Origin of the sequence: Bradyrhizobium sp. (assembly GCF_016213215.1) — a bacterium.
Taxonomy (GTDB): Bacteria; Pseudomonadota; Alphaproteobacteria; order Rhizobiales; family Xanthobacteraceae; genus Bradyrhizobium.
In genome coordinates, this window is the sequence record NZ_JACRAW010000138.1 from 1 (window position 1) to 19188 (window position 19188).

24 protein-coding genes are annotated in these 19188 nt (G+C 64.1%); 13 read left to right on the forward strand and 11 right to left on the reverse strand.

What is annotated here, in order from left to right; all coding sequences use genetic code 11:
• The 4 genes from HY852_RS22725 to HY852_RS22740 form a co-directional block, all read right to left on the reverse strand.
• Positions 1-1106, reverse strand: a 1106-nt coding sequence (locus HY852_RS22725) for an amidase (RefSeq protein ID WP_291607140.1), incomplete at its 3' end; no start/stop codon positions are given.
• Positions 1103-1327 carry a hypothetical protein gene (locus HY852_RS22730; RefSeq protein WP_291607141.1) on the reverse strand — a complete coding sequence of 75 codons (225 nt, stop codon included), beginning with the start codon at positions 1325-1327 and terminating at the stop codon, positions 1103-1105. The genes HY852_RS22730 and HY852_RS22725, both read right to left, overlap by 4 nt.
• Positions 1328-1389: 62 nt before the next feature.
• Positions 1390-1677 carry an Asp-tRNA(Asn)/Glu-tRNA(Gln) amidotransferase subunit GatC gene (gene gatC / locus HY852_RS22735; protein ID WP_291607142.1) on the reverse strand — a complete coding sequence of 96 codons (288 nt, stop codon included), beginning with the start codon at positions 1675-1677 and terminating at the stop codon, positions 1390-1392.
• A gap of 79 nt (positions 1678-1756) precedes the next feature.
• A complete protein-coding gene (locus HY852_RS22740) occupies positions 1757-2833 on the reverse strand; it encodes a nitronate monooxygenase family protein (protein WP_291607143.1) in 1077 nt (358 codons plus the stop codon).
• A 114-nt stretch (positions 2834-2947) separates the two neighbouring features.
• Between HY852_RS22740 and HY852_RS22745 the strand changes: the two genes are divergently transcribed.
• The 4 genes from HY852_RS22745 to HY852_RS22760 all read left to right on the forward strand — a co-directional run bounded on the left by HY852_RS22745 (position 2948) and on the right by HY852_RS22760 (position 6491).
• Positions 2948-3838 carry a LysR family transcriptional regulator gene (locus tag HY852_RS22745; RefSeq protein WP_291607144.1) on the forward strand — a complete coding sequence of 297 codons (891 nt, stop codon included), beginning with the start codon at positions 2948-2950 and terminating at the stop codon, positions 3836-3838.
• 198 nt (positions 3839-4036) lie between these two features.
• On the forward strand, positions 4037-4972 hold the full coding sequence (locus HY852_RS22750) for a cyclase family protein (RefSeq protein ID WP_291607145.1): 936 nt from the start codon (positions 4037-4039) through the stop codon (positions 4970-4972).
• Between the two features lie 91 nt (positions 4973-5063).
• Positions 5064-5555 carry a Holliday junction resolvase RuvX gene (ruvX, locus tag HY852_RS22755; RefSeq protein ID WP_291607146.1) on the forward strand — a complete coding sequence of 164 codons (492 nt, stop codon included), beginning with the start codon at positions 5064-5066 and terminating at the stop codon, positions 5553-5555.
• A gap of 3 nt (positions 5556-5558) precedes the next feature.
• Entirely contained in the window at positions 5559-6491 is a 933-nt protein-coding gene (locus tag HY852_RS22760) for an AEC family transporter (RefSeq protein WP_291607147.1), read from the forward strand.
• Here HY852_RS22760 and HY852_RS27990 read toward each other — a convergent pair.
• Both HY852_RS27990 and HY852_RS22765 read right to left on the reverse strand, forming a co-directional pair.
• On the reverse strand, positions 6488-6895 hold the full coding sequence (locus HY852_RS27990; RefSeq protein WP_367116403.1) for a lysostaphin resistance A-like protein: 408 nt from the start codon (positions 6893-6895) through the stop codon (positions 6488-6490). The genes HY852_RS22760 and HY852_RS27990 overlap by 4 nt on opposite strands.
• A gap of 37 nt (positions 6896-6932) precedes the next feature.
• Positions 6933-7742, reverse strand: a complete 810-nt coding sequence (locus HY852_RS22765; RefSeq protein WP_291607148.1) for a CPBP family intramembrane glutamic endopeptidase — start codon at positions 7740-7742, stop codon at positions 6933-6935.
• 49 nt (positions 7743-7791) lie between these two features.
• Between HY852_RS22765 and HY852_RS22770 the strand changes: the two genes are divergently transcribed.
• Positions 7792-7914 (forward strand): hypothetical protein, encoded by a 123-nt coding sequence (locus tag HY852_RS22770; RefSeq protein ID WP_291607149.1) that lies wholly within the window; start codon positions 7792-7794, stop codon positions 7912-7914.
• A 101-nt stretch (positions 7915-8015) separates the two neighbouring features.
• On the opposite strand, the gene HY852_RS22775 is transcribed toward HY852_RS22770, so the two are convergent.
• The 3 genes from HY852_RS22775 to HY852_RS22785 form a co-directional block, all read right to left on the reverse strand.
• Positions 8016-8786: a CPBP family glutamic-type intramembrane protease gene (locus tag HY852_RS22775; RefSeq protein WP_291607150.1), complete on the reverse strand. Its 771-nt coding sequence runs from the start codon at positions 8784-8786 to the stop codon at positions 8016-8018.
• A gap of 184 nt (positions 8787-8970) precedes the next feature.
• Positions 8971-10614 carry an isovaleryl-CoA dehydrogenase gene (locus HY852_RS22780; protein ID WP_291607151.1) on the reverse strand — a complete coding sequence of 548 codons (1644 nt, stop codon included), beginning with the start codon at positions 10612-10614 and terminating at the stop codon, positions 8971-8973.
• Positions 10615-10837: 223 nt separating this feature from the next.
• Positions 10838-11548, reverse strand: a complete 711-nt coding sequence (locus tag HY852_RS22785; RefSeq protein ID WP_291607165.1) for a M15 family metallopeptidase — start codon at positions 11546-11548, stop codon at positions 10838-10840.
• A 308-nt stretch (positions 11549-11856) separates the two neighbouring features.
• Between HY852_RS22785 and HY852_RS22790 the strand changes: the two genes are divergently transcribed.
• The 4 genes from HY852_RS22790 (at position 11857) to HY852_RS22805 (ending at position 16181) form a co-directional block, all read left to right on the forward strand.
• A complete protein-coding gene (locus tag HY852_RS22790) occupies positions 11857-12810 on the forward strand; it encodes an aspartate carbamoyltransferase catalytic subunit (RefSeq protein ID WP_291607152.1) in 954 nt (317 codons plus the stop codon).
• 7 nt (positions 12811-12817) lie between these two features.
• Complete coding sequence (locus HY852_RS22795) at positions 12818-14119, forward strand: dihydroorotase (protein ID WP_291607166.1); 1302 nt, start codon at positions 12818-12820, stop codon at positions 14117-14119.
• 95 nt (positions 14120-14214) lie between these two features.
• Positions 14215-14811 carry a glycerol-3-phosphate 1-O-acyltransferase PlsY gene (plsY, locus tag HY852_RS22800; protein ID WP_291607153.1) on the forward strand — a complete coding sequence of 199 codons (597 nt, stop codon included), beginning with the start codon at positions 14215-14217 and terminating at the stop codon, positions 14809-14811.
• A 113-nt stretch (positions 14812-14924) separates the two neighbouring features.
• Positions 14925-16181, forward strand: a complete 1257-nt coding sequence (locus HY852_RS22805; protein ID WP_291607154.1) for a patatin-like phospholipase family protein — start codon at positions 14925-14927, stop codon at positions 16179-16181.
• Here HY852_RS22805 and HY852_RS22810 read toward each other — a convergent pair.
• A complete protein-coding gene (locus tag HY852_RS22810; protein ID WP_291607155.1) occupies positions 16173-17417 on the reverse strand; it encodes an amidase in 1245 nt (414 codons plus the stop codon). The genes HY852_RS22805 and HY852_RS22810 overlap by 9 nt on opposite strands.
• Positions 17418-17542: 125 nt before the next feature.
• On the opposite strand from HY852_RS22810, the gene HY852_RS27995 reads away from it, so the two are divergent.
• From HY852_RS27995 to HY852_RS22825, 4 genes are all read left to right on the forward strand, one after another.
• Positions 17543-17698, forward strand: coding sequence for a hypothetical protein (locus tag HY852_RS27995; protein WP_367116404.1), 156 nt, complete (start codon positions 17543-17545; stop codon positions 17696-17698).
• 62 nt (positions 17699-17760) lie between these two features.
• Positions 17761-18096 carry a hypothetical protein gene (locus HY852_RS22815; protein WP_291607156.1) on the forward strand — a complete coding sequence of 112 codons (336 nt, stop codon included), beginning with the start codon at positions 17761-17763 and terminating at the stop codon, positions 18094-18096.
• 196 nt (positions 18097-18292) lie between these two features.
• On the forward strand, positions 18293-18520 hold the full coding sequence (locus HY852_RS22820; protein WP_291607157.1) for a hypothetical protein: 228 nt from the start codon (positions 18293-18295) through the stop codon (positions 18518-18520).
• Entirely contained in the window at positions 18513-18872 is a 360-nt protein-coding gene (locus tag HY852_RS22825; RefSeq protein ID WP_291607158.1) for a hypothetical protein, read from the forward strand. Before HY852_RS22820 ends, HY852_RS22825 begins: the two co-directional genes overlap by 8 nt.
• On the opposite strand, the gene HY852_RS22830 is transcribed toward HY852_RS22825, so the two are convergent.
• A complete protein-coding gene (locus HY852_RS22830; protein ID WP_234684005.1) occupies positions 18873-19109 on the reverse strand; it encodes a DUF6471 domain-containing protein in 237 nt (78 codons plus the stop codon).
• Positions 19110-19188 lie beyond the last annotated feature (79 nt).

The window sequence follows — 19188 nt, forward strand, 5'->3', positions numbered from 1 at the left end:
AGCACGTAGGTGCCGATCATGACGCGACGGCGCACTTCGGCGCCGAAGCCTTCGGCGCGGGTGTTCTCGTACAACTCGGTGATGTTGCGCCCCGGCACGCGCAGGCCGTAGCGCACGCCGTCATAGCGCGCGAGATTGGAAGAGGCTTCCGCGGGAGCCACGATGTAATAGGCCGGCAGCGCGTATTTGGTATGGGGCAGCGACACCTCGACGAGCTCGGCGCCGGCGGATTTCAGCCACGCCGCGCCCTCGCTCCACAGCTTCTCGATCTCCGCCGGCATGCCGTCGAGGCGATACTCCTTCGGGATGCCGATCTTCATGCCCTTGACGGATTTTTCGGTCGCCGCCTCATAGTCCGGCACGGCAATATCGACCGAGGTGGTGTCCTTGGGGTCATGGCCGGCCATCGAACGCAGAAGGATCGCCGCGTCGCGCACGCTGCGCGCAATCGGCCCTGCCTGGTCGAGCGAGGAGGCAAAGGCGACGATGCCCCAGCGCGAGCAGCGGCCGTAGGTCGGCTTGATGCCGACCGTTGCGGTGAACGCCGCGGGCTGGCGGATCGAGCCGCCGGTGTCGGTCGCCGTCGCGCCCATGCAGAGCAGCGCCGCGACGGCAGACGCCGATCCGCCGGAAGAGCCGCCCGGCACCAGCGTGGCGTTGGATCCTTCGCGCCGCCACGGATTGCCGACGGGGCCGAAGCACGAGGTCTCGTTCGACGAGCCCATCGCGAACTCGTCGTTGTTGAGCTTGCCGAGCATGATCGCGCCATCCCGCCACAGCTGGGAGGTGACCGTGGATTCATAGGTCGGCACGAAATTGCCAAGGATCTTCGAGCAGGCCGTGGTGCGCACGCCGCGGGTCGCGAACAGGTCCTTGATGCCGAGCGGGATGCCGGCGAGCGGTCCCCCCTCGCCCCTGGCGATCTTCGCGTCCGCCTCGCGCGCCATGGCGCGCGCCCGGTCCGGCGTCTCCAGGACGAACGCGTTCAAGACGCGCGCCGCCTCCATGGCTTTGAGGTGCGCGTCGGTCAGTTCCTGCGACGTGAAAGATTTGTCGGCGAGACCCTTGCGGGCCTCGGCGAGCGTCAGCGATGTCAAATCGGTCATTTATTGATCGGGCTGCAGAAGAACGGGGACAAGGTCTTGTCGTTGGCCGGATCGTCTTGCACGGCCTTTTTTTGGGCGTCCGCCTTGGCCGCCGCCTCGAGCTGTTCAAGCACGATACCGACGGCCTCTTGCGGATCGGCAGCCTTGCCCTGCCGCTCCATCACGTCGAGATATTTCATGTAGGCCTGATAGGCCTTCTCATCGTCGCACAGCAGGCACATCGGACTTTCCCGACTGTTGGTTTCGACGCGTTTTCTTCATCTCGAAAACGCCATGCACACATTTACTCGACGACTTTGGGCACCAGAAAGAAATGGCCTTCGGTTGCCGGCGCATTGGCAACGACATCGTCAGCTATCTCGCCGTCGTTGACGACATCCGGCCGCTTCTTCATCTGCATCGGCGTCACCGAGGTCATCGGCTCGACGCCGTCGACGTTGACCTCCGAGAGCTGCTCGACGAAGGCCAGCATCGCGTTGAGCTCGCCCTGAAGGTGGGGAACTTCGTCATCCCGGACCGCGATCCGCGCCAGATGCGCGATACGGCGGACCGTAGCAGCGTCGACAGACATAATATATGGCCTCAAGCGGCAGAATTCTGTTCTGCCGTATAGCAGAGGCCGGTTTTGCGCCGCAACCGGCGGCTGCCCGCTATCCCGCCATCTGCCGCAGCCGCGCGAGCGCCGCGCCTGCCAGAGCCCGGGTCAGTTCGGCCGCGGGCACCTCACGGCCCATTCCGATCGCCTGGCCGGCCCAAAGATTGGTGAAATCGACCCTGCCCTGCTTCTCCGCCGCCGCCTTCAACGGCGCCAGCGCGGTAGCGGCGTGAGGAAAGCTCGGTGCGTCGGGCGAGATCGGACCTACCTCGCGCATCACCCGGTTGACCACGCCGCGGGCCGGCCGCCCGGTCATCACATTGGTGATGACGGTGGAATCATCGCTCGCTTCGGCGAGCACGGCCCGAGCCGCTGCGCTCACCTTCGATTCCGGACAGCGCAGGTAAGCGCTGCCGATCTGCACCCCGGCCGCCCCCAGCGCAAAGGCGGCGGCAATGCCGCGCCCGTCCGCGATCCCGCCGCAGGCAATCACCGGCACCTTCACGGCATCGACGACCTGCGGCACCAGGGCAAAGGTCCCGGGCTGCTCGCCAATATTGTCGGTCAGGAACATGCCGCGATGACCGCCGGCTTCCGCGCCTTGCGCGATCACGGCGTCGACGCCGTGCTCCTCCAGCCACACCGCCTCCTTCACCGTTGTCGCCGACGAGATGACGATGCAGCCGGCGGCCTTGACGCGCGAAAGCAGCCGCTGTTCCGGCAGCCCGAAATGGAAGCTGACGACCTCTGGCTTCAGCTCCTCGACCACCTCGCACATCGCAGCGTCGAACGGGGCGCGGTTGGCTGCATCGTGAGGCGCCGCCGGGTCGAGCCCGAACTCCCGATAATAGGGCGCAAGGCGCTGCGTCCAGCGCGCTTCCGCGGCGGCATCGGGCGCGACGGGCGTGTGGCAAAAGAAGTTGATGCTGACGGATGCTGCCACGCGCTGGCGGATGATGTTGACCTGCTCGCGTGCCTTCTCCGCCGACAGCAGCGCGCAGGGCAGCGAGCCCAGTGCCCCGCCCTGCGCGGCCGCGATCACGAGCTCGGCATCCAGCACGCCCGCCATCGGCGCCTGCACGATGGGAAGTTCGGTCTTGAACAGATCGATCAGTCGACGGTCAGGCCACATGACTGTCCTCGCAGAATTCTCGCCTCTGGTGGACAGCCACACTATGCGGGATTACCATTCACGAAAAATGAATTCTAGCGAACGTTGCCATCGCCAGGACGAAACGGAGCAGGCATGGAACTCACCGATCTCCTGACGTTCGCAGCGGTCGCTCGCACGGGCGGCATCACCCGCGCCGCGGAAGAACTCAACACCGTCCAGTCCAATGTCACCCAGCGCATCAAAGCCCTCGAAGCCGAGATCGGCACCGCGCTGTTCGAGCGCCACAGCCGCGGCATGACGCTGACCGGTGCCGGTCGAAGGCTCCTGCCCTATGCGCAGCGGATGGCGGCGCTGTCGCGTGAAGCCATCATTGCCGCCCGCGACGACGGCGAGCCCAGGGGACCGCTCGCCATCGGCTCGATGGAGACCACCGCCGCGGTCCGGCTGCCTCTGCTGCTCGCCGACTTCCACCGGCGCTTCCCGGCGGTGCGGCTGAGCCTGCGCACTGCAACGACCGCGGATCTCGTCGCCGCGGTACTGGATGGCGAACTCGACGGAGCCTTTGTCGCCGGTCCCATCGAGCACGCCGAACTGTCGACCATCCCCACCTTCCGGGAAGAGCTGGTGCTGGTGAGCGCGCGGCGCTGGAAGGGTCTTTCGGAGCTTCGCGCCGGCACGCCGGAGTCCGGGCCGACGGCGCTGACATTTCGCAGCGGCTGCACCTACCGTCAGCGGCTCGAACAGGTCTTCGTCGAATTCGGCTGGCCATCGGCCGCGCGGTTCGAACTCGGCACGCTCGACGGCATGATCGGCTGCGTGGCCGCCGACATGGGCGTGACGCTGCTGCCGCGCGCAGTGGTCGAACGCAGCGAAATGAACGGCAGCGTCTCACTGCACACTCTCAACCCCGCCTACGCGCGCGCCGAAACACTCTTCATCCATCGACACGCCGGGCATCAGTACAGCGCGCTGCAAGGTTTCATCTCCTGCCTGACGAAGGATGATGGCGTCATTGCGGCCTAGGGGGTCGGCGTATCGCCTCGTTGTTCGGCACCACGGAAAAGAATTCACGCGCTGCAAAATTGTCCCCACCGCACCTTTGCTGCGGCGTGACGTCGCCGCTGTCCAACCACGCCGAAAAGGCTTTGGCCGAGCATCGGCTCCACGTTAGGATGCGTCGTTGCCAGCGCGAACCAAAACTGAACACTGGGAGGAATTGCGATGCGAAACGCATTCGTTGCGTGCTGTTCTGCTGCCTTCTTGGCTGGTGTTGGAACGGCCAACGCTCAGGACTGGACCAAATCGAAATGGGGGCCCAACGACGAGATCGGCGCCGCCAACTACATGAAACCGGAGCTCGTCGTCAAAGCCGCGTCGCTGGTCAAGACCGGCAAGACCTACGCGCTCGGCATTCCGGTCGATTCCAAGACGCCGGCATATCCACCCCGCTCGTTCAAAGTGACCATCGTACAGCCCGGACAAGCGGGCATTCCCGGCCTTGGGCCGAGCAAGATGACGTACAACGACGACATCATCGAGGGCTGGGTCGGTGTCGGCACCCAGCTCGACGGCCTCGGCCATATCGGCGTCGAGCACGTCTATTACAACGGCAACAAGCTTGCTGATTTCGCCGATCCCACGGGGCTGAAGAAGCTCGGCGTCGACAAGGTGCCGCCGCTGGTGGCGCGCGGCGTACTGCTCGACATGGCGGCCCACTTCAACACCGACGTCGTCAAGGAAGGCACCGCCTTCAACGTCAAGGAAATCGAGGAAGTCGCCAAGAAGCAGAACGTCGAGATCCGCCAGGGCGACGTCGTGATCTTCCACACCGGCTGGCTCAGCCTGATCGGCAAGGACGACAAGCGCTTTTCGGCGGGTGAGCCCGGACTTGGCGTCGAGGGCGCCAAGTATCTGACGGGCAAGGGTGTTGTCGCCGTCGGCGCCGACACCTGGGGACTCGAAGTCCTTCCGTTCGAAACCAAGAACGTTTTCGAGGTGCACCAGATCCTGTTGCCGATGAACGGCACCTACATCCTGGAAAACCTGGATACAGCCGAACTCGCCAGGGACAGGGCTTATGAGTTCCTGTTCGTGCTCGGCCAGCCCCGCTTCAAGGGCGCCGTGCAAAGCATGATCAATCCGATTGCGATCCGGTAAGTTTCAGGCGAACAGACGGCGAGGCGCTCTCCGCGCCACGCCGTCACCTCACCTTTGCCTCGGCTGCGCATCGCGTGTTATGCGCTAGCGAATGCCTGCCCCTATTCTCCCCCTGATCGATGCCGCCGCGCACTGGCCGGAACGCGGCACGCTGGTCGGCCTCGATCTCGGCACCAAGACCATCGGCGTTGCCGTCTCCGATCCCGATCGGCGGCTGGCAACCGGCGTCGAGACCATCCAGCGCAAGGCTTTCAAGGCCGATGCAGCGCGGCTGCTGACAATCGCCGGTGAACGCAAGGCGGTCGGCTTCGTGCTGGGGCTTCCCATCAACATGGACGGCAGCGAGGGCCCGCGCGCGCAATCCACCCGCGCCTTCGCCCGCAACCTCGCCGGCCTCACCGACCTGCCGATCGCGCTATGGGACGAGCGGCTGTCCACCGCGGCCGTCGAGCGCGAATTGATCGGCATGGATGTCCGCCGCGCCAGGCGCGCCGAGGTGATCGACGAGCACGCGGCGATCTTCATCCTCCAGGGCGCGCTCGACCGGCTCGCAAATTTGCGTGCGGCCGGCGGGAAAAGCTGATCCATGGCGGCTGTGATCGCGGCGCTGCTGCCGGTTTTCATCCTGATCGTGCTCGGCTTCGTCCTCAAGCGCAGCTTGATGCGGCTTGAAACGCAATGGCACGGCCTCGAACTGCTTACCTATTACGTGCTATTCCCGATGCTCCTGATCCAGACGCTGGTGAAGGCCGACCTTTCCAAGGTGCCGGTTGCAGGCGTCGGCGGCGCACTGCTGCTCGCGGCCTTTCTGATGTCTGTGTTGTGCCTGGCGCTCCGCCCTGCCCTGGCGCGGCTCGATATCGACGGGCCTGCCTTTACTTCGGTCTTCCAGGGCGCGACGCGCTGGCAGACCTATGTGGCGCTCTCGGTGGCGGCCAATCTGTTCGGCGAGGTCGGGCTCGCGCTGGCTTCGGTGGCCATGGTGGCGCTCATTCCGCTGGTGAACGTGTTCAGCGTTTCCGTGCTTGCCCACTACGCTTCGCCGACGAAGCAATCGGCACGCGAGATCGTCATGAGCGTGGTACGCAATCCGCTGATCTGGGCCTGCATAATCGGCCTCGTCATCAATCTTGTGCACCTGCCCCTGCCGCGCGTGTGGCACGAAGTCGCGGACGCGCTCGGAAGATCGTCGCTGGCGATTGGGCTTTTGGTCACGGGCGCGGGACTGCACGCGGAAGGCCTGTTCCGGCCGAACGCGGGAGCTGCGATCAGCGTGTTCTTGAAGCTGATAGCCATGCCGGCACTCGCGCTCACTCTCGCGCTTTGGTTCGGCCTTTCCGGTCCCAATCTTGCGATCGTGGCGATCTGCTCGGCGGTACCGACCTCGCCCAGCGCCTATGTGCTCGCGCGCCAGATGGGCGGCGACGCGCCGCTGCTGGCGCAGATCATCACGTTGCAGACCATTCTCGCGGCCGTCACGATGCCTGTTGTGATCGGCCTCGCTGCGAGTGGGCCTTAAACATAGGGCTCCATCATGAAAAGGTTCGAGATGTTCATCGCTGAATGAGCCATCCCGGCCAGCCAGGTCGAATTGCTGCGCCACCGAAAATGGCCGAGAGCAAAACCCGAGACGAAGATCCAGAAGCGCCCAAACCAATCGTGTTGAGTGTGTAGCATCGCCCAAACCGCCGCCGTCAGCACGATCGCGCCGACCCGGCAGCATGCCGCGGCGGCCTTGCGTAAACCGGCACATCGGCAAGTAGCTCGGTGACCGCTCCCCACGCGACCGTGGCGAGAACGAAGGTGTCGTTGCGATAGCGCGCTTGCTGCGGGATGGTGTCGAAGCCGTGCTCGCGAAACCATGCACCAAAAAGTCGGGTGTAAATCTTGCCGTGCGGGGTTTTGGCGCCTGAGGGCCGTCATGGCTGCGGCCCCTCCGCGCCTCTCACCAGGCCCTTGATCACGCGTTAGCGAGGACCACCGCCACCTCGATCATGCTTGCGGCATTGACAGCGCCATGGATGACCACCGTCAGCCAGGTCGAACCGCTGCGATAGCGGAGGTAGCCGAGCAACAGGCCGATTGCGAATATTTCCGACATGTAGAACAGGTCATATTGCGTGTGGATCGCTGCCCACGCTACGGAGCTCAGCACGACCGCGCCCGCGGGACCAAGAAACGATTGCGACCAGCCGCGAAACATGAACCCGCGCACGACGAATTCTTCGATCACTGGCGCGCCGACGCACAACCCGATCAGCAAGACAATCAACCATCCGCTGTCTCTCGCGCTACGATAGATTTCGATTGCGAACTCGGGCGGGATCGGTTCACCCAGCGCAAGTGCCAGGAAATAGTACGCGAGCAGCAGCGCGAGTATCATGGCGAGACCGCGCGCCAACTCGGCTCGGCCTGGGAGCCGCAAGGCGAGGTAGTCGGAGAATCGCTGCCGTGCGATCCGGATCGGGATCCACAACGCCGCGAGCACGAACGGACATGCCACGATCTGGGCCAGGCCCAGCAAGCCCCCATGCCGAAGCAGCCCGTGCAATTCTTCGCTCGAATCCGGCGCAATCTGGTGCCACCACAGCCAGCCGATCAGAGCTGCGATCTGGGCCAGAAGGTAGACGGCGAAGATCGCCAGCACGAACATCGTCGTGCCGCGGAAATACCAGGTCCGAGGTGCTCGCGTCGGGACGGGCGGAGGCACCGCGACCTCCGGTTCGGATACGGAAGGCGCCGATGTAGCGGACGGGACAGGGGATGACATGACGATCTCCTCAGCCATAGTCGTCTGGGATAGGAGACAGGTTCGAGTGGTGCCAACCCGCCCAGCGCACATGTATCGGCCCGCCAGCTTGGGCGGTGATGCGCTGCTCCTCGCGCTGCAGACCATCCTCGCGGCCATCACCATGACGGTTGTCATCGCTCTGGTGGTGTAAGAACCGTCATTGCGAGCGAAGCGAGGCAATCCAGACTAGCGGCGTGATGGATTCTGGATTGCGTCGTCGCTGCGCTCCTCGCAATGACGGAGACCGGCCTGCTAACTCGCCAGAACAAACGTCTGCACCACCGCGGCGAAATTGTTCAGCCCGTGGATCACGATTGTTACCCAGATCGACTGACTGCGGTGGCGCACATAGCCGAACCAAAGGCCGATGCAGAACACTTCGCCGATGAAGTACAGGTCGTATTGCAGGTGAACGATCGTCCACACCAGCGATGACAGCAGGATCGCACCGGGCACGCCAAGGAAGGTCTCCGACCAGCCGCGATAGAGGAAGCCGCGGGCCAGGACTTCCTCCGAGATTGGCGCTGCCACGCAGAACGCAAGCACCAGCAGCCACACCACCCCGTCCTCGCGCGCCGACTTGAAGACGTCGATCATGAAGCCCGGAGCGATCTCGCGGCCGAGCGCGCGTGACATCAGGTCCCATCCCGCCACCAGGACGGCGAGGCCCACGATGCCGATCAGGAAATTCTTCCAGGAGGCGCGGCGCAGCGCCAGATACTCGGCAAACGGTGTGCGCGTGAACCGCACCGCCAGCCAGGTTGCGGCGAGGACCGCCGGCAGCCCCGCGATGACGGAGAGCGAAATGGTCAGGCCGCGGCCGGCGGCGTGAATGGTCGCGGCGATATCGATCTCCCCGCTCTGTCCGAGCACAAAATAGGCGACCACCGCAATCTGACCGACGAACATTGCGGCGAAGATGAACAGGCCCCACAGCGCCGTGCCCCAGAACTTCCAGACCTTGCGCTGGTGTTCGGCGGGCGCGCTCGGGATCGGCGGATTTTCGGGATTGAGGGAGTCCATCAGGTCACTTTCAAGAGGCGTCGCCTATTCGAAGCAAGTCAACGCAGGGCTTGCGTGCCCGGCGAAGCCTTGGCCAAGACGGATCCCGGCATCCACGTGCATCCACGGCCTGGAAAGGCGTGGATGCCCGGACAAGCCAGGACGAGCCCGGGCATAACGATGTGGAAGCATGTGTAGCCATCATTCACGGCAGCGCCCGCTCCAGCAGCGCGCGGACGTCGTTGTTCTCGAGCTCAACGGCGCCATACATGCTGGCATGGCTGCCGCCAAGGCGCGTCGCCGCGAACAGTTCGGCCTGGCGTGGTGAGACCGCATTGAGCGCCGCGCCGGCCGCGAGCAGCGCCAGCTTCTCTACCGCCAGCCGCGCGGCGCGTTCGCCGTCGGGACGGCGGAAGGCTCTGCCGACGAAGGCCACCGTTTCGGCAGCCCCCGGCAGGCCCTTGGTCTCGGATGCGAGAGACTGCAGGACCGAAGCGGCGGCGTCCGGCTCGCGCGCCAACGCGCGCAGCACGTCGAGGCACATCACGTTGCCCGAACCTTCCCAGATCGCGTTGACGGGCGCCTCGCGATAGTGGCGCGCCAGAATGCCGTCTTCCACATAGCCGTTGCCGCCGAGGCACTCCATCGCCTCGTACAGGAAGGGCGGCGCGCTCTTGCAGATCCAGTATTTGATCGCCGGCGTCAGCAGCCGCATATAGGCGGCCTCGCCTGCATCGTACGGCGTGCGATCGAAGGCGCGGCAGAGCCGCATGACCAGCGCGACCGAGGCTTCGACATGCAGCGCCATGTCGGAAAGCACCGCCTGCATCAAGGGCTGATCGGCGAGATGCTTCTGGAACACGCTGCGATGGCGGGCGTGATGCAGCGCGTGCGCGAGTCCCGAGCGCATGATCCCGGCCGAAGCGATCGCGCAGTCCTGGCGCGTGAGCTGCACCATCTGGATGATGGTGCGAACACCCTTGCCCTCCTCGCCGACGCGCTCGGCATAGGCGCCGACGAACTCCACTTCGGAAGACGCATTGGAGCGGTTGCCGAGCTTGTCCTTGAGGCGCTGGAACTGGATCGCATTAACCGAGCCGTCCGGCGCAAAGCGCGGCATGAAGAAGCAGGTCAGGCCACCCTCGGCCTGCGCCAGCACCAGGAATGCATCGCACATCGGCGCGGACATGAACCATTTGTGCCCGGTGATGCGATAGGCGCTGCCTTCGCGCACAGCCCTCGTCATGTTTGAGCGGACGTCGGTGCCGCCCTGCTTCTCGGTCATGCCCATGCCGAGCGTCATGCCGCGCTTCTCCCACCATGGGATGAAGCTCGGATCGTAGCTGCGGCTCGAAAGCACGGGCATCACTTTCGCCAGCAGGTCCGGCTGCACCGTAAGCGCGGCGACCGCCGCGCGCGTCATGGTGATCGGGCAGAGATGGCCGGCCTCGACCTGCGCGGCGATATAGAACTTTGCCGCGCGAACGACTTCGGCGGCATCGCCTGCCGGCTTTCCCTTCGGCGTCCAGGTCGAATTGTGCAGACCGGCATGGGCGCTGTGCGCCATCATCTCGTGATAGGCGGGGTGGAATTCCACCTGATCGCGGCGGTTGCCGCGGGAATCGAAGGTGCGCAGCTTCGGAGTGTTCTCATTGGCGAGACGCCCCCGTTCCGCCATCGCGGCGGAGCCCCACTGCTGGCCGAACTCGGACAGTTCCTTCTCCGCAGCGGCCCCGCCGTAGGCCTTGACCGCCTCCACCAGGGGACGGTCGGCGGCGAACAGGTTGACGTCCTCGAAGGGCGGCGACTGGTTGAATACTTCGTGGGTCGCGAAGATGGGCTGGGTCATCGAGCGTTTCCGGTTGAAGACGATGGCATGGCGATGCGATTCTTCACCACTTGCGAAGTGAGAGGTCGGAGCGCCTCTGGCGATGCGAAGTATCGTCCAGGGCGATCCGGGTGAGGGGATCGGGTCTCTCGATAGAGCTCATCCCCTCACCCGCGCCTTCGGCGCGACCTCTCCCGATGGGAGAGGTAGTCCCACTCGCTGCTACATTACCTGGGGCACGACTCTACCTTGTTCGGGGTTGAACCGGGAAATCATAGGCCGGGCCGCCGGCGCCCGGCAGCGAAAAATGCCACCATTCCTTTGAATAGTTCACAAAGCCTTGCCGCGCCATTGCGGCAACCAGGAGATTGCGCCAGCGGCGCTGTGCCGGAGTGATCGACGCCGCCGCGGTATGTGCCTTGACGTCGGAACAGTCATAGCCTGTGCCCATGTCGACGCTGCCCTCGGGGGCGCGCGCTTCCGCCGGTGCCCTACAGTCGGCATAGGTCTTGTTGGGATCAAATCCGGTGGAATTGTCGGCCTTCAGATCGACCAGGGTCAGATCGAGGGCGGCGCCCGTGGAATGCTGCGAATGGCTCGCGATGTAACCGAGACGAAACAGCTGCGTCTTGGAGATCGCCGGGCTGTAGCGCCGCTCGGCGGGCGTCTCCCTGCCGTTTTGCGCCCAGGCCACCATGTCCGCGACCGCGCGCACCGGCCGGTAGCAGTCCAGCATCTTCAGCGACAGGCTTTGCCGCGCAAGTTCCTGCTGCACTGCCTTCAGCTTCAAGCCGACCTCGCGCTTCACAACGCACTCCCCGGCGCCGTAACCCTTGAGCGGCCGGCCGACGAAATTGTTCGAACTGGCGTAGCGGATGTCCTGAATAATGCTGGAATCGACATCACGCAGATAGACGAACCCGCCCGGGAACGTCTGGGCGTGTGCCGGAAACATGAAAGCTACGGCCAAAGGAGCGATCAGTATTGGTCTCATCGAAACCCCGGATATGGACAATCCTCATGGTGAGGAGGCGCGAATGCGCCGTCTCGAACCATGAGGCCCGACAATGGCCTCGCCCTTCGAGACGCTTGCTTGCGCAAGCTCCTCAGGACGAGGGGATAAGGCCCGACGAACGCTACAATTAAGCCTAATCGCTGCGAACGTGGATACGAGCCGGCGGACCGGACAGATCGGGGGATAACTCCCCCCACCGCGTTTCGCCCTTGCCCCCTCCTCCATCCACGCCTATAGCTCTGCTTTTAATGACCTCCGCATCAAAATCGACTTTCGTCCTTGGTCACCGGCATCTGCTGGGAATCGAGGGACTTTCCGCCGCCGATATTACCGGCCTGCTCGACCTTTCCGAGGAATATGTCGACCTCAACCGCCAGGTCGACAAGAAGCGCACCGTGCTGCGCGGCCGGACCCAGGTAAACCTGTTCTTCGAGGCCTCCACCCGTACCCAGTCCTCGTTCGAAATCGCCGGGAAACGGCTGGGCGCCGACGTCATGAACATGTCGGTTTCCTCCTCGTCCATGCGCAAGGGCGAGACCCTGATCGACACCGCGATCACGCTGAACGCCATGCACCCCGACATCCTGGTGGTGCGACATCACGCTTCCGGCGCGGTGGAACTCCTGGCCCGGAAAGTCGACGGTTCCGTGGTCAATGCCGGCGACGGCGCCCATGAGCATCCGACCCAGGCCCTGCTCGATGCGCTGACCATCCGCCGCAACAAGGGTCGGATCGAGGGATTGGTGATCGCGATCTGCGGCGACGTGCTGCATTCGCGGGTGGCGCGCTCCAACATCCTCTTGCTCAACACCATGGGAGCGCGGGTGCGCGTGGTCGCGCCGTCGACGCTGCTGCCTCCCGGCATCGAGCGCATGGGCGTCGAGGTGGCCCGCGACATGCGCGCGGGGCTGGACGGCGCCGATATCGTCATGATGCTGCGACTGCAGCGCGAGCGCATGAACGGTTCGTTCGTGCCCTCCTCCGGCGAGTACTTCAACTACTTCGGGCTCGATCAGAAGAAGCTCGCCTATGCAAAGCCCGACGCGCTGGTGATGCATCCCGGGCCGATGAACCGCGGTGTCGAGATCGACTCGATCGTCGCCGACGGCGCGCAGTCGCTGATCCGCGAACAGGTGGAAATGGGAGTGGCAGTGCGAATGGCGGTGCTGGAAGCGCTCGCCCGCAACCTGCCGAACGCATGACATGCCGATGCTGACCGATCGCCGCCCCATCCTGCTCGCCAACGCCCGCGTTATCGATCCGTCGCGCGATTTCGACGGCATCGCCGACGTCCTGATCGCCGACGGCATCATCCGCGAGACCCGGCGCGGCATCGGCGCGGCGGGCGTGCCCGAAGGCACCGACATCGTCAATTGCTCCGGCAAGGTCGTCGCCCCGGGCCTGGTCGACATGCGCGCCTTTGCCGGCGAGCCGGGCTTGAGCCATCGCGAGACGTTCGCCTCGGCCAGCCAGGCGGCGGCGACCGGCGGCATCACCACCATCATCTGCCAGCCCGATACGTCGCCCGTGATCGACAATTCGGCGACCGTCGACTTCGTGCTGCGGCGGGCCCGCGACACGGCGATCGTCAACATTCATCCGATGGCCGCGCTGACCAAGGGCATGCGCGGCGAGGAGATGACCGAGTTCGGGCTGCTGAAGGCGGCCGGCGCGGTCGCCTTCAGCGACGGCGACAAGAGCGTCACGAACGCGCTGGTCATGCGGCGGGCGCTCACCTATGCGCGCGATTTCGACGCGCTGATCGTGCATCACACCGAAGACCCGGACCTCGTGGGCGAAGGCGTGATGAACGAGGGCGAGTTCGCCACGCGCCTCGGGTTGATGGGCATTCCCAATGCCGCGGAAACCATCATGCTGGAGCGCGACCTGCGTCTCGTCGCACTGACCGGCGGGCGCTATCACGCGGCTTCACTGACCTGCATCGACTCGCTCGAAGTCCTGAAGCGGGCGCGGGAGGCCGGGCTTGCCGTCAGCGCATCGGTGTCGATCAATCACGTGACGCTGAACGAGAACGACATCGGCCCCTACCGGACATTCCTCAAACTGTGCCCGCCGCTGCGCACCGAGAACGACCGCAAGGCTCTGGTCGCAGCGCTGGCCTCGGGCCTCGTCGACGTCATCATGTCGGACCACAACCCGCAGGACGTCGAGGTCAAGCGCCTGCCATTCGCCGAGGCGGCTCCCGGTGCCGTCGGGCTGCAGACCATGCTGCCGGCCGCGCTGCGGCTGATCCATAACGGCGAACTGGACTTCAAGACGCTGATCCGGGCGATGTCGACGCGCCCCGCGGAACTGATGGGCTTGCCCGGCGGCACCATGCGCACCGGTGCGCCGGCCGACGTGATCGTGATCGATCCCGACACGCCGTGGGTGCTCGATCCCGCCGATCTGAAGTCACAATGCAAGAATACGCCATTCGATGAGGCCCGCTTTTCGGGCCGCGTGATGCGCACCATCGTCGGCGGGCGGACCGTCTATGAGCATGTCTAGGGCGTTTTCGAGCGAAGTGGGCACCGGTTCGCGTCAAGAAAGCGCGTCAAGAAAAGACTCACTGGGCGGAATCCGCCGGACAGGGAGAAACGGCGATGGCACCTGAAGCTTTCCTCCCCGTGGCCCTCATCATCGGCTACCTGCTCGGCTCGATCCCGTTCGGGCTCGTCCTGACCAGGCTTGCCGGGACGCAGGACCTGCGCTCGGTCGGTTCCGGCAATATCGGCGCCACCAACGTCTTGCGCACCGGCCGCAAGGGGCTTGCCGCGGCGACACTGCTGCTCGACGCCCTCAAAGGCACGGTTGCGGTCGTCATCGCCGGCTATGTCGGGGGACCGAACGCGGCGATGCTGGCGGGACTCGGCGCCTTCCTCGGCCACATTTTCCCGGTGTGGCTCAAGTTCAAGGGCGGCAAGGGCGTTGCGGTCTATATCGGCGTGCTGCTCGGCCTGTTCTGGCCGGGCGCCCTGTTCTTCTGCCTGCTCTGGCTCGCGACCGCCTTTACTTCGCGCTACTCCTCGCTTTCGGCGCTGGTGGCGAGCTTTGCCACGCCGCTGTTCCTGTTGTGGTTCGGCCACGCGGCGCTCGCCTCACTGATCGCGGTGCTGACGCTCCTGCTGTTCTACATGCACCGCGAGAACATCAAGCGCCTGCAGGCCGGCACGGAAAGCCGGATCGGGCAGAAGTCGTAAGAAGCGCCGAAGCCACACTCAGGCAAATTCCGTTAGCAATTTCGCGAGGTGCTGGCGAACCGCCAACGCGCCTGTCATCCTGTCGGGAGTGAATCGCAAATGCGGTTGAATCGATGGGCCGGATCAACGACGTCGCGCTTGATGGTGGGAAGCGGCAAGCCGCGGTGCTTGAGCCGGTAGCGCCTGCTCGCTCGGCGGCCAGCCGCTTGCTGGCATCGGCCGACATCTGGTCCGGCGAGCGCGCGGTCCGATCCGCCGAGCACGTGCCCGAGCAAGTCACGCACGAGGCGGAGCTGCCAACAACAACGGCAACAACGGCGCGCAGCGCAGATATCGAGCCGGCAGCAGAGATCACCACCCGGCATAACATCAACGCTGCAGAGAGCCCCGCCTGGCCGCCACGAAAACTATCCCTTGCCCTGCAGGGCGGCGGCACCTTCGCAGCCTTCACCTGGGGTGTGCTGGAAAGGCTGCTGGAGGAGCCCGACGTCAGTTTCGATGCGATCAGCGGCGCCAGCGCCGGCGCAGTCAATGCGGTACTGCTGGCGAGCGGGCTCGCCGAAGGCGGCCGCGAGCGCGCGCGGGCGCGGCTCGACCGGTTCTGGCAACGCGTGATCCAGGAAGCATCGTTCCGCTCGCTGATGTTGCTCGGAGCATTTTCGCCGGCCGGCAGCTCGGTTGCGTTCGGGCCGACGCTGCGGTCGGGACATTTCGATCCTTTCGATCTCGATCCGCTGCGTCGTGCGCTGGCGAGGAACATCAACTTCGAGGCGTTGCGCGCGGCGACCTGTCCCAAGCTTCTGATCGCCGCCACGCGCATTCGCGACGGCTATCAGCAGATCTTCACCAATGAAGAGATCACCGCCGACGCCGTGCTGGCCTCGACCTGCCCGCCGCAGATCCACTGCGCGGTCGAGATCGACGGAGAAGCCTATTGGGATGGCGGCTACGGCGCCAATCCTCCGCTGGTCCGCTTGGTGCAGGAATCGGCGGCGAGCGACCTGCTTGTCGTCCAGGTTACGCCGTCACGCGACAGCTACGTTCCGATCACGCTGGCGGCGATCGATCGCAGGCTCGACCAGATCACGGCGAATTCGGCACTGAACGCCGAACTCGCTGCGCTGGAATGGGCGCGGCGCACGATGGCGCCATCCTTGCGGATCTTCCGGATCGCGGCTGAGGACGAGATCGACGGGCTGGCACAGCGGAGCGCCACCGACCTCGGACGCGGTTTTGTCACGCTGCTGCACCGAAAGGGACGCAGCGCCGCCGACCGCTGGCTCCGGCAAGGCCCGGACGGCGGGCCGGCGTCGGCACCCAGCCGGCGCGAAGCCGGGCCATCGTTCGCGGCGGAGCCGGCGCTACTTTGATTTCGCCAGCGCCTGTTCGAGGAACCGCGCCGCCGCCAGCGCACCGACGTCGTTACCAAATCGCGCGATCACCTGCACGCCGACGGGCAGATTGCCTTCCGTGCGGTGGGTCGGCACGTTGACGCACGGATTTCCAACCAGCGTCCACAGGCGGTTGAAGCGGGGATCGCCGGTCGAGGAAAGGCCCTTCGGCGCCGCCCCCGGCGCCGAGTAGGTCAGGAGCACATCGATGCTGTCGAAGATCTCGCCCAGCGCGCCGCGGGCGCGGTGCGCGATCCCGCGCGCCTCGTCATATTCGGCCGCCGTCAGGCCGGCCGTCCCGTCGAGCCTTGCGCGCAGAAGCGGCGCGATCTCGTCGTGATGGGTCCCATATTCCCAGGCAAGCGCGTGATGAGCCTCGAATTCCTGGATGATGGGGTGAATGCCCCAGGCGTCCGCGAGGATCTCCGGCAGGCTGATCGTTCGAACCGACGCGCCGGCGCGCTCCGCCGCCCTTAGCGCGGCCTGAAGGCCGTCTTCGCCCGAGCGTTCCGCCTTGCCCGCGAAGTCCTGCGTCACCACCCCGAAGCTCGGCGGCCTGGGTGCCTCGATTGCAAGCAGGTCGGCACGGCCGGTCATCGCGGCAAGACCGCATGCGAGATCCTCGCTACCTGCGGCAAACAATCCGACCGTATCGAGCGCCCATGAGTAGCATTTGACGCCGACGGTCGGCAGCAGCCGATAGGACGGCTTGATGGCGGCGACGCCGCAGAAAGCCGCTGGGCGGATCACCGAGCCGCCGGTCTGGGTGCCGAATGCGAGCGGAATCATGCCCGCGGCAACGCTGGCGGCGGAACCCGCGGACGAGCCGCCCGGGGTGTGGTCATGGTTGTGTGGATTGAGGGTCGGGGTCGGGTCCATCGCGGCAAACGCCGTCGTCGTGGTCTTGCCGATGATGGTGGCCCCCGCCCGCTTCAGCATCATCACCACGGGCGCATCGGCGCGCGGCCGCCAGCCGCGATAGATCGGTGAACCCATCTCGGTGGGAAAATCGGCGGTATCGATGATGTCCTTGATGCCGACGGCAATCCCGCGCAACGGGCCGCTTTCGGCCGCGTGCGCCGATTTGGCGTGACAGACGAAGGCGCCGATCTCCTTGTCGCGCGTCTCGATGGCTTCAAGTGATCGCGCCACCGCGGTGTCGGGCGACAGCTCGCCCTGTTCGATACGGCGCTGCAGGTCGGAAAGAGAGATCATGACGACGGCTCCCGACAATCGGATTGGCCGGCTCTCTTATCGAGAATTGAAGTCGATGTCATTCCGGCGGGCTGAAATGGGCCGGCATTCCATCCGCCCCCTTCCCCACGTGTCCAGGTTGTTCCATGCTGTGGTCACAAGGAGAGCCCGTGTACGCCGTCAGCAGACCTGAGAAATTGACCGAGGCCGAGCGGATCGACCGCTTGCGACTGATCCGTTCCGATCATGTCGGGCCTCGCGGTATTATGGCGCAAACGCCACAAGGGGCTCACAATGACTAAAGTATCTATGAGTCTGCAACGAGAAGTGGTTAGATATTCCTCAGTGATAACTGGGGGGGGCGATGACCGACTCGTCAAAGCAAGACATTCCTACTGTTCGGATTGCACCGGAAATTCCGGTCATATTTGCGGATGCAATTTCCAGCCAGTCATTCGGGTTTGGCGCCGTGAAAATGTACCTTTCGCGCTGGGACCCGGACCCCACCCTAGTAGGGCCAAACAAAGAGGCCATAGTCTGCCAGCTGGTAATGCCCGTCGAAAATTTCGTTCGCTCGGTCGCGTTTCTCGAACACCGACTGAACCAAATGGTTGCGCTTGGCGGTATAAGTCAAGCGCTCGCAGACGATGCACGCAAGTTCTGGACGGAAAATCCAGACCAAGGTACGTCAAATGCATAACTATTCAACGGCTGCTGCCCCTTCCATTGCATCTGGGCGACAACCAAATCAGCGAGCGGACCTTCAACCACGTTCTTATGGTTTCAGTCAGCGGATGCCATCACCTCCGCGTGGCTGGGAACAAAGAGGCGCCGTCAATAGGCAAGCCAAAGACGCTCTCGATGCCATCAAAGCTTCCGCGCATACGGAGGCGCAAATGAGTCATCTGCGACAGGATCGCGCTGGGTTGATACGCCTGCCGGAAGTGGTGAAAAAGGTAAGCCTTACCTTGCTTGTCTTTTTCCTCTTTTCGCTAACTACCTACGCTATGACCGGATTTCCTATCGTACACCCATTCTTTGGGATTTTGTTTGCTGCCGGGAGCGCAATCTTCTTTCTAATCGGCATTCTTATGGCGAGAGATGACAGGTTGCGCGATGGCTGATAAGATTTTGGACATGTTCGGCGTGCACCTGCAACTAGGTGCCGCCGTTCTCTTGCTTTGGGCAGTCATACGCATCACAGATGAATCATTAATTTCCACGATCAGAGAGATCGTCAAAGAGCTCTCTGCGCTCGGCAGGATTTCCCCAAAGGGAATAAACGTTTTGGGCGGCATTCTTTTGTTCGCGTTGGCCGTGTTTCTATTCTTTGGCGGGCTCGGACATATCGCACTGCCAAACTCGCAAAATGGGCACGGCCCCACTGATGTCACACGTGGAATCTGGGTCGGTGTTCTGTTCTTGTTTGGCCTCTACTTCGTAGTCTGCATCGCGGTCACAAAACGATATAGATAACTAGATTTCCTCCAGAGCAACACCTTCCAATTCCAGCGCCGCGATACACGCAAGAAAGAAAGTTGCTGGGAATGTCCCGCGCGCCAGCTTGTTTGTAATCGACGCTTCGGTTTCCTTTAGCCCGTGCTTCCTGAGCCTTTTAGCCAGCTCGGCATACGTGACTTCGGTATCCTTCAGCTTGTGCTTCAGGAATGCTGCGGCCCGTTCGGCCCATTCCTCTTCCGATTTGATGTTCATGGCGCCTCCATTTGAAGGCTATCATATCTGATAGATTGCTGTTGACAAGCCCGAAACCTATCACATATGATAGCTCTCA

Excerpts from the sequence above, each read along its gene's own strand:
- HY852_RS27995 (WP_367116404.1), top strand. The coding sequence starts at position 17,543 with ATGCTGTGGTCACAAGGAGAGCCCGTGTACGCCGTCAGCAGACCTGAG.
- ruvX (WP_291607146.1), top strand. The coding sequence starts at position 5,064 with ATGCCTGCCCCTATTCTCCCCCTGATCGATGCCGCCGCGCACTGGCCG.
- gatC (WP_291607142.1), bottom strand. The coding sequence starts at position 1,677 with ATGTCTGTCGACGCTGCTACGGTCCGCCGTATCGCGCATCTGGCGCGG.
- HY852_RS22760 (WP_291607147.1), top strand. The coding sequence starts at position 5,559 with ATGGCGGCTGTGATCGCGGCGCTGCTGCCGGTTTTCATCCTGATCGTG.
- HY852_RS22785 (WP_291607165.1), bottom strand. The coding sequence starts at position 11,548 with ATGTTTCCGGCACACGCCCAGACGTTCCCGGGCGGGTTCGTCTATCTG.
- HY852_RS27990 (WP_367116403.1), bottom strand. The coding sequence starts at position 6,895 with ATGACGGCCCTCAGGCGCCAAAACCCCGCACGGCAAGATTTACACCCG.
- HY852_RS22825 (WP_291607158.1), top strand. The coding sequence starts at position 18,513 with ATGGCTGATAAGATTTTGGACATGTTCGGCGTGCACCTGCAACTAGGT.
- HY852_RS22775 (WP_291607150.1), bottom strand. The coding sequence starts at position 8,786 with ATGGACTCCCTCAATCCCGAAAATCCGCCGATCCCGAGCGCGCCCGCC.
- HY852_RS22795 (WP_291607166.1), top strand. The coding sequence starts at position 12,818 with ATGCTGACCGATCGCCGCCCCATCCTGCTCGCCAACGCCCGCGTTATC.
- plsY (WP_291607153.1), top strand. The coding sequence starts at position 14,215 with ATGGCACCTGAAGCTTTCCTCCCCGTGGCCCTCATCATCGGCTACCTG.
- HY852_RS22730 (WP_291607141.1), bottom strand. The coding sequence starts at position 1,327 with ATGTGCCTGCTGTGCGACGATGAGAAGGCCTATCAGGCCTACATGAAA.
- HY852_RS22750 (WP_291607145.1), top strand. The coding sequence starts at position 4,037 with ATGCGAAACGCATTCGTTGCGTGCTGTTCTGCTGCCTTCTTGGCTGGT.
- HY852_RS22740 (WP_291607143.1), bottom strand. The coding sequence starts at position 2,833 with ATGTGGCCTGACCGTCGACTGATCGATCTGTTCAAGACCGAACTTCCC.
- HY852_RS22805 (WP_291607154.1), top strand. The coding sequence starts at position 14,925 with ATGGGCCGGATCAACGACGTCGCGCTTGATGGTGGGAAGCGGCAAGCC.
- HY852_RS22790 (WP_291607152.1), top strand. The coding sequence starts at position 11,857 with ATGACCTCCGCATCAAAATCGACTTTCGTCCTTGGTCACCGGCATCTG.
- HY852_RS22815 (WP_291607156.1), top strand. The coding sequence starts at position 17,761 with ATGACCGACTCGTCAAAGCAAGACATTCCTACTGTTCGGATTGCACCG.
- HY852_RS22745 (WP_291607144.1), top strand. The coding sequence starts at position 2,948 with ATGGAACTCACCGATCTCCTGACGTTCGCAGCGGTCGCTCGCACGGGC.
- HY852_RS22830 (WP_234684005.1), bottom strand. The coding sequence starts at position 19,109 with ATGAACATCAAATCGGAAGAGGAATGGGCCGAACGGGCCGCAGCATTC.
- HY852_RS22780 (WP_291607151.1), bottom strand. The coding sequence starts at position 10,614 with ATGACCCAGCCCATCTTCGCGACCCACGAAGTATTCAACCAGTCGCCG.
- HY852_RS22765 (WP_291607148.1), bottom strand. The coding sequence starts at position 7,742 with ATGTCATCCCCTGTCCCGTCCGCTACATCGGCGCCTTCCGTATCCGAA.
- HY852_RS22810 (WP_291607155.1), bottom strand. The coding sequence starts at position 17,417 with ATGATCTCTCTTTCCGACCTGCAGCGCCGTATCGAACAGGGCGAGCTG.
- HY852_RS22820 (WP_291607157.1), top strand. The coding sequence starts at position 18,293 with ATGAGTCATCTGCGACAGGATCGCGCTGGGTTGATACGCCTGCCGGAA.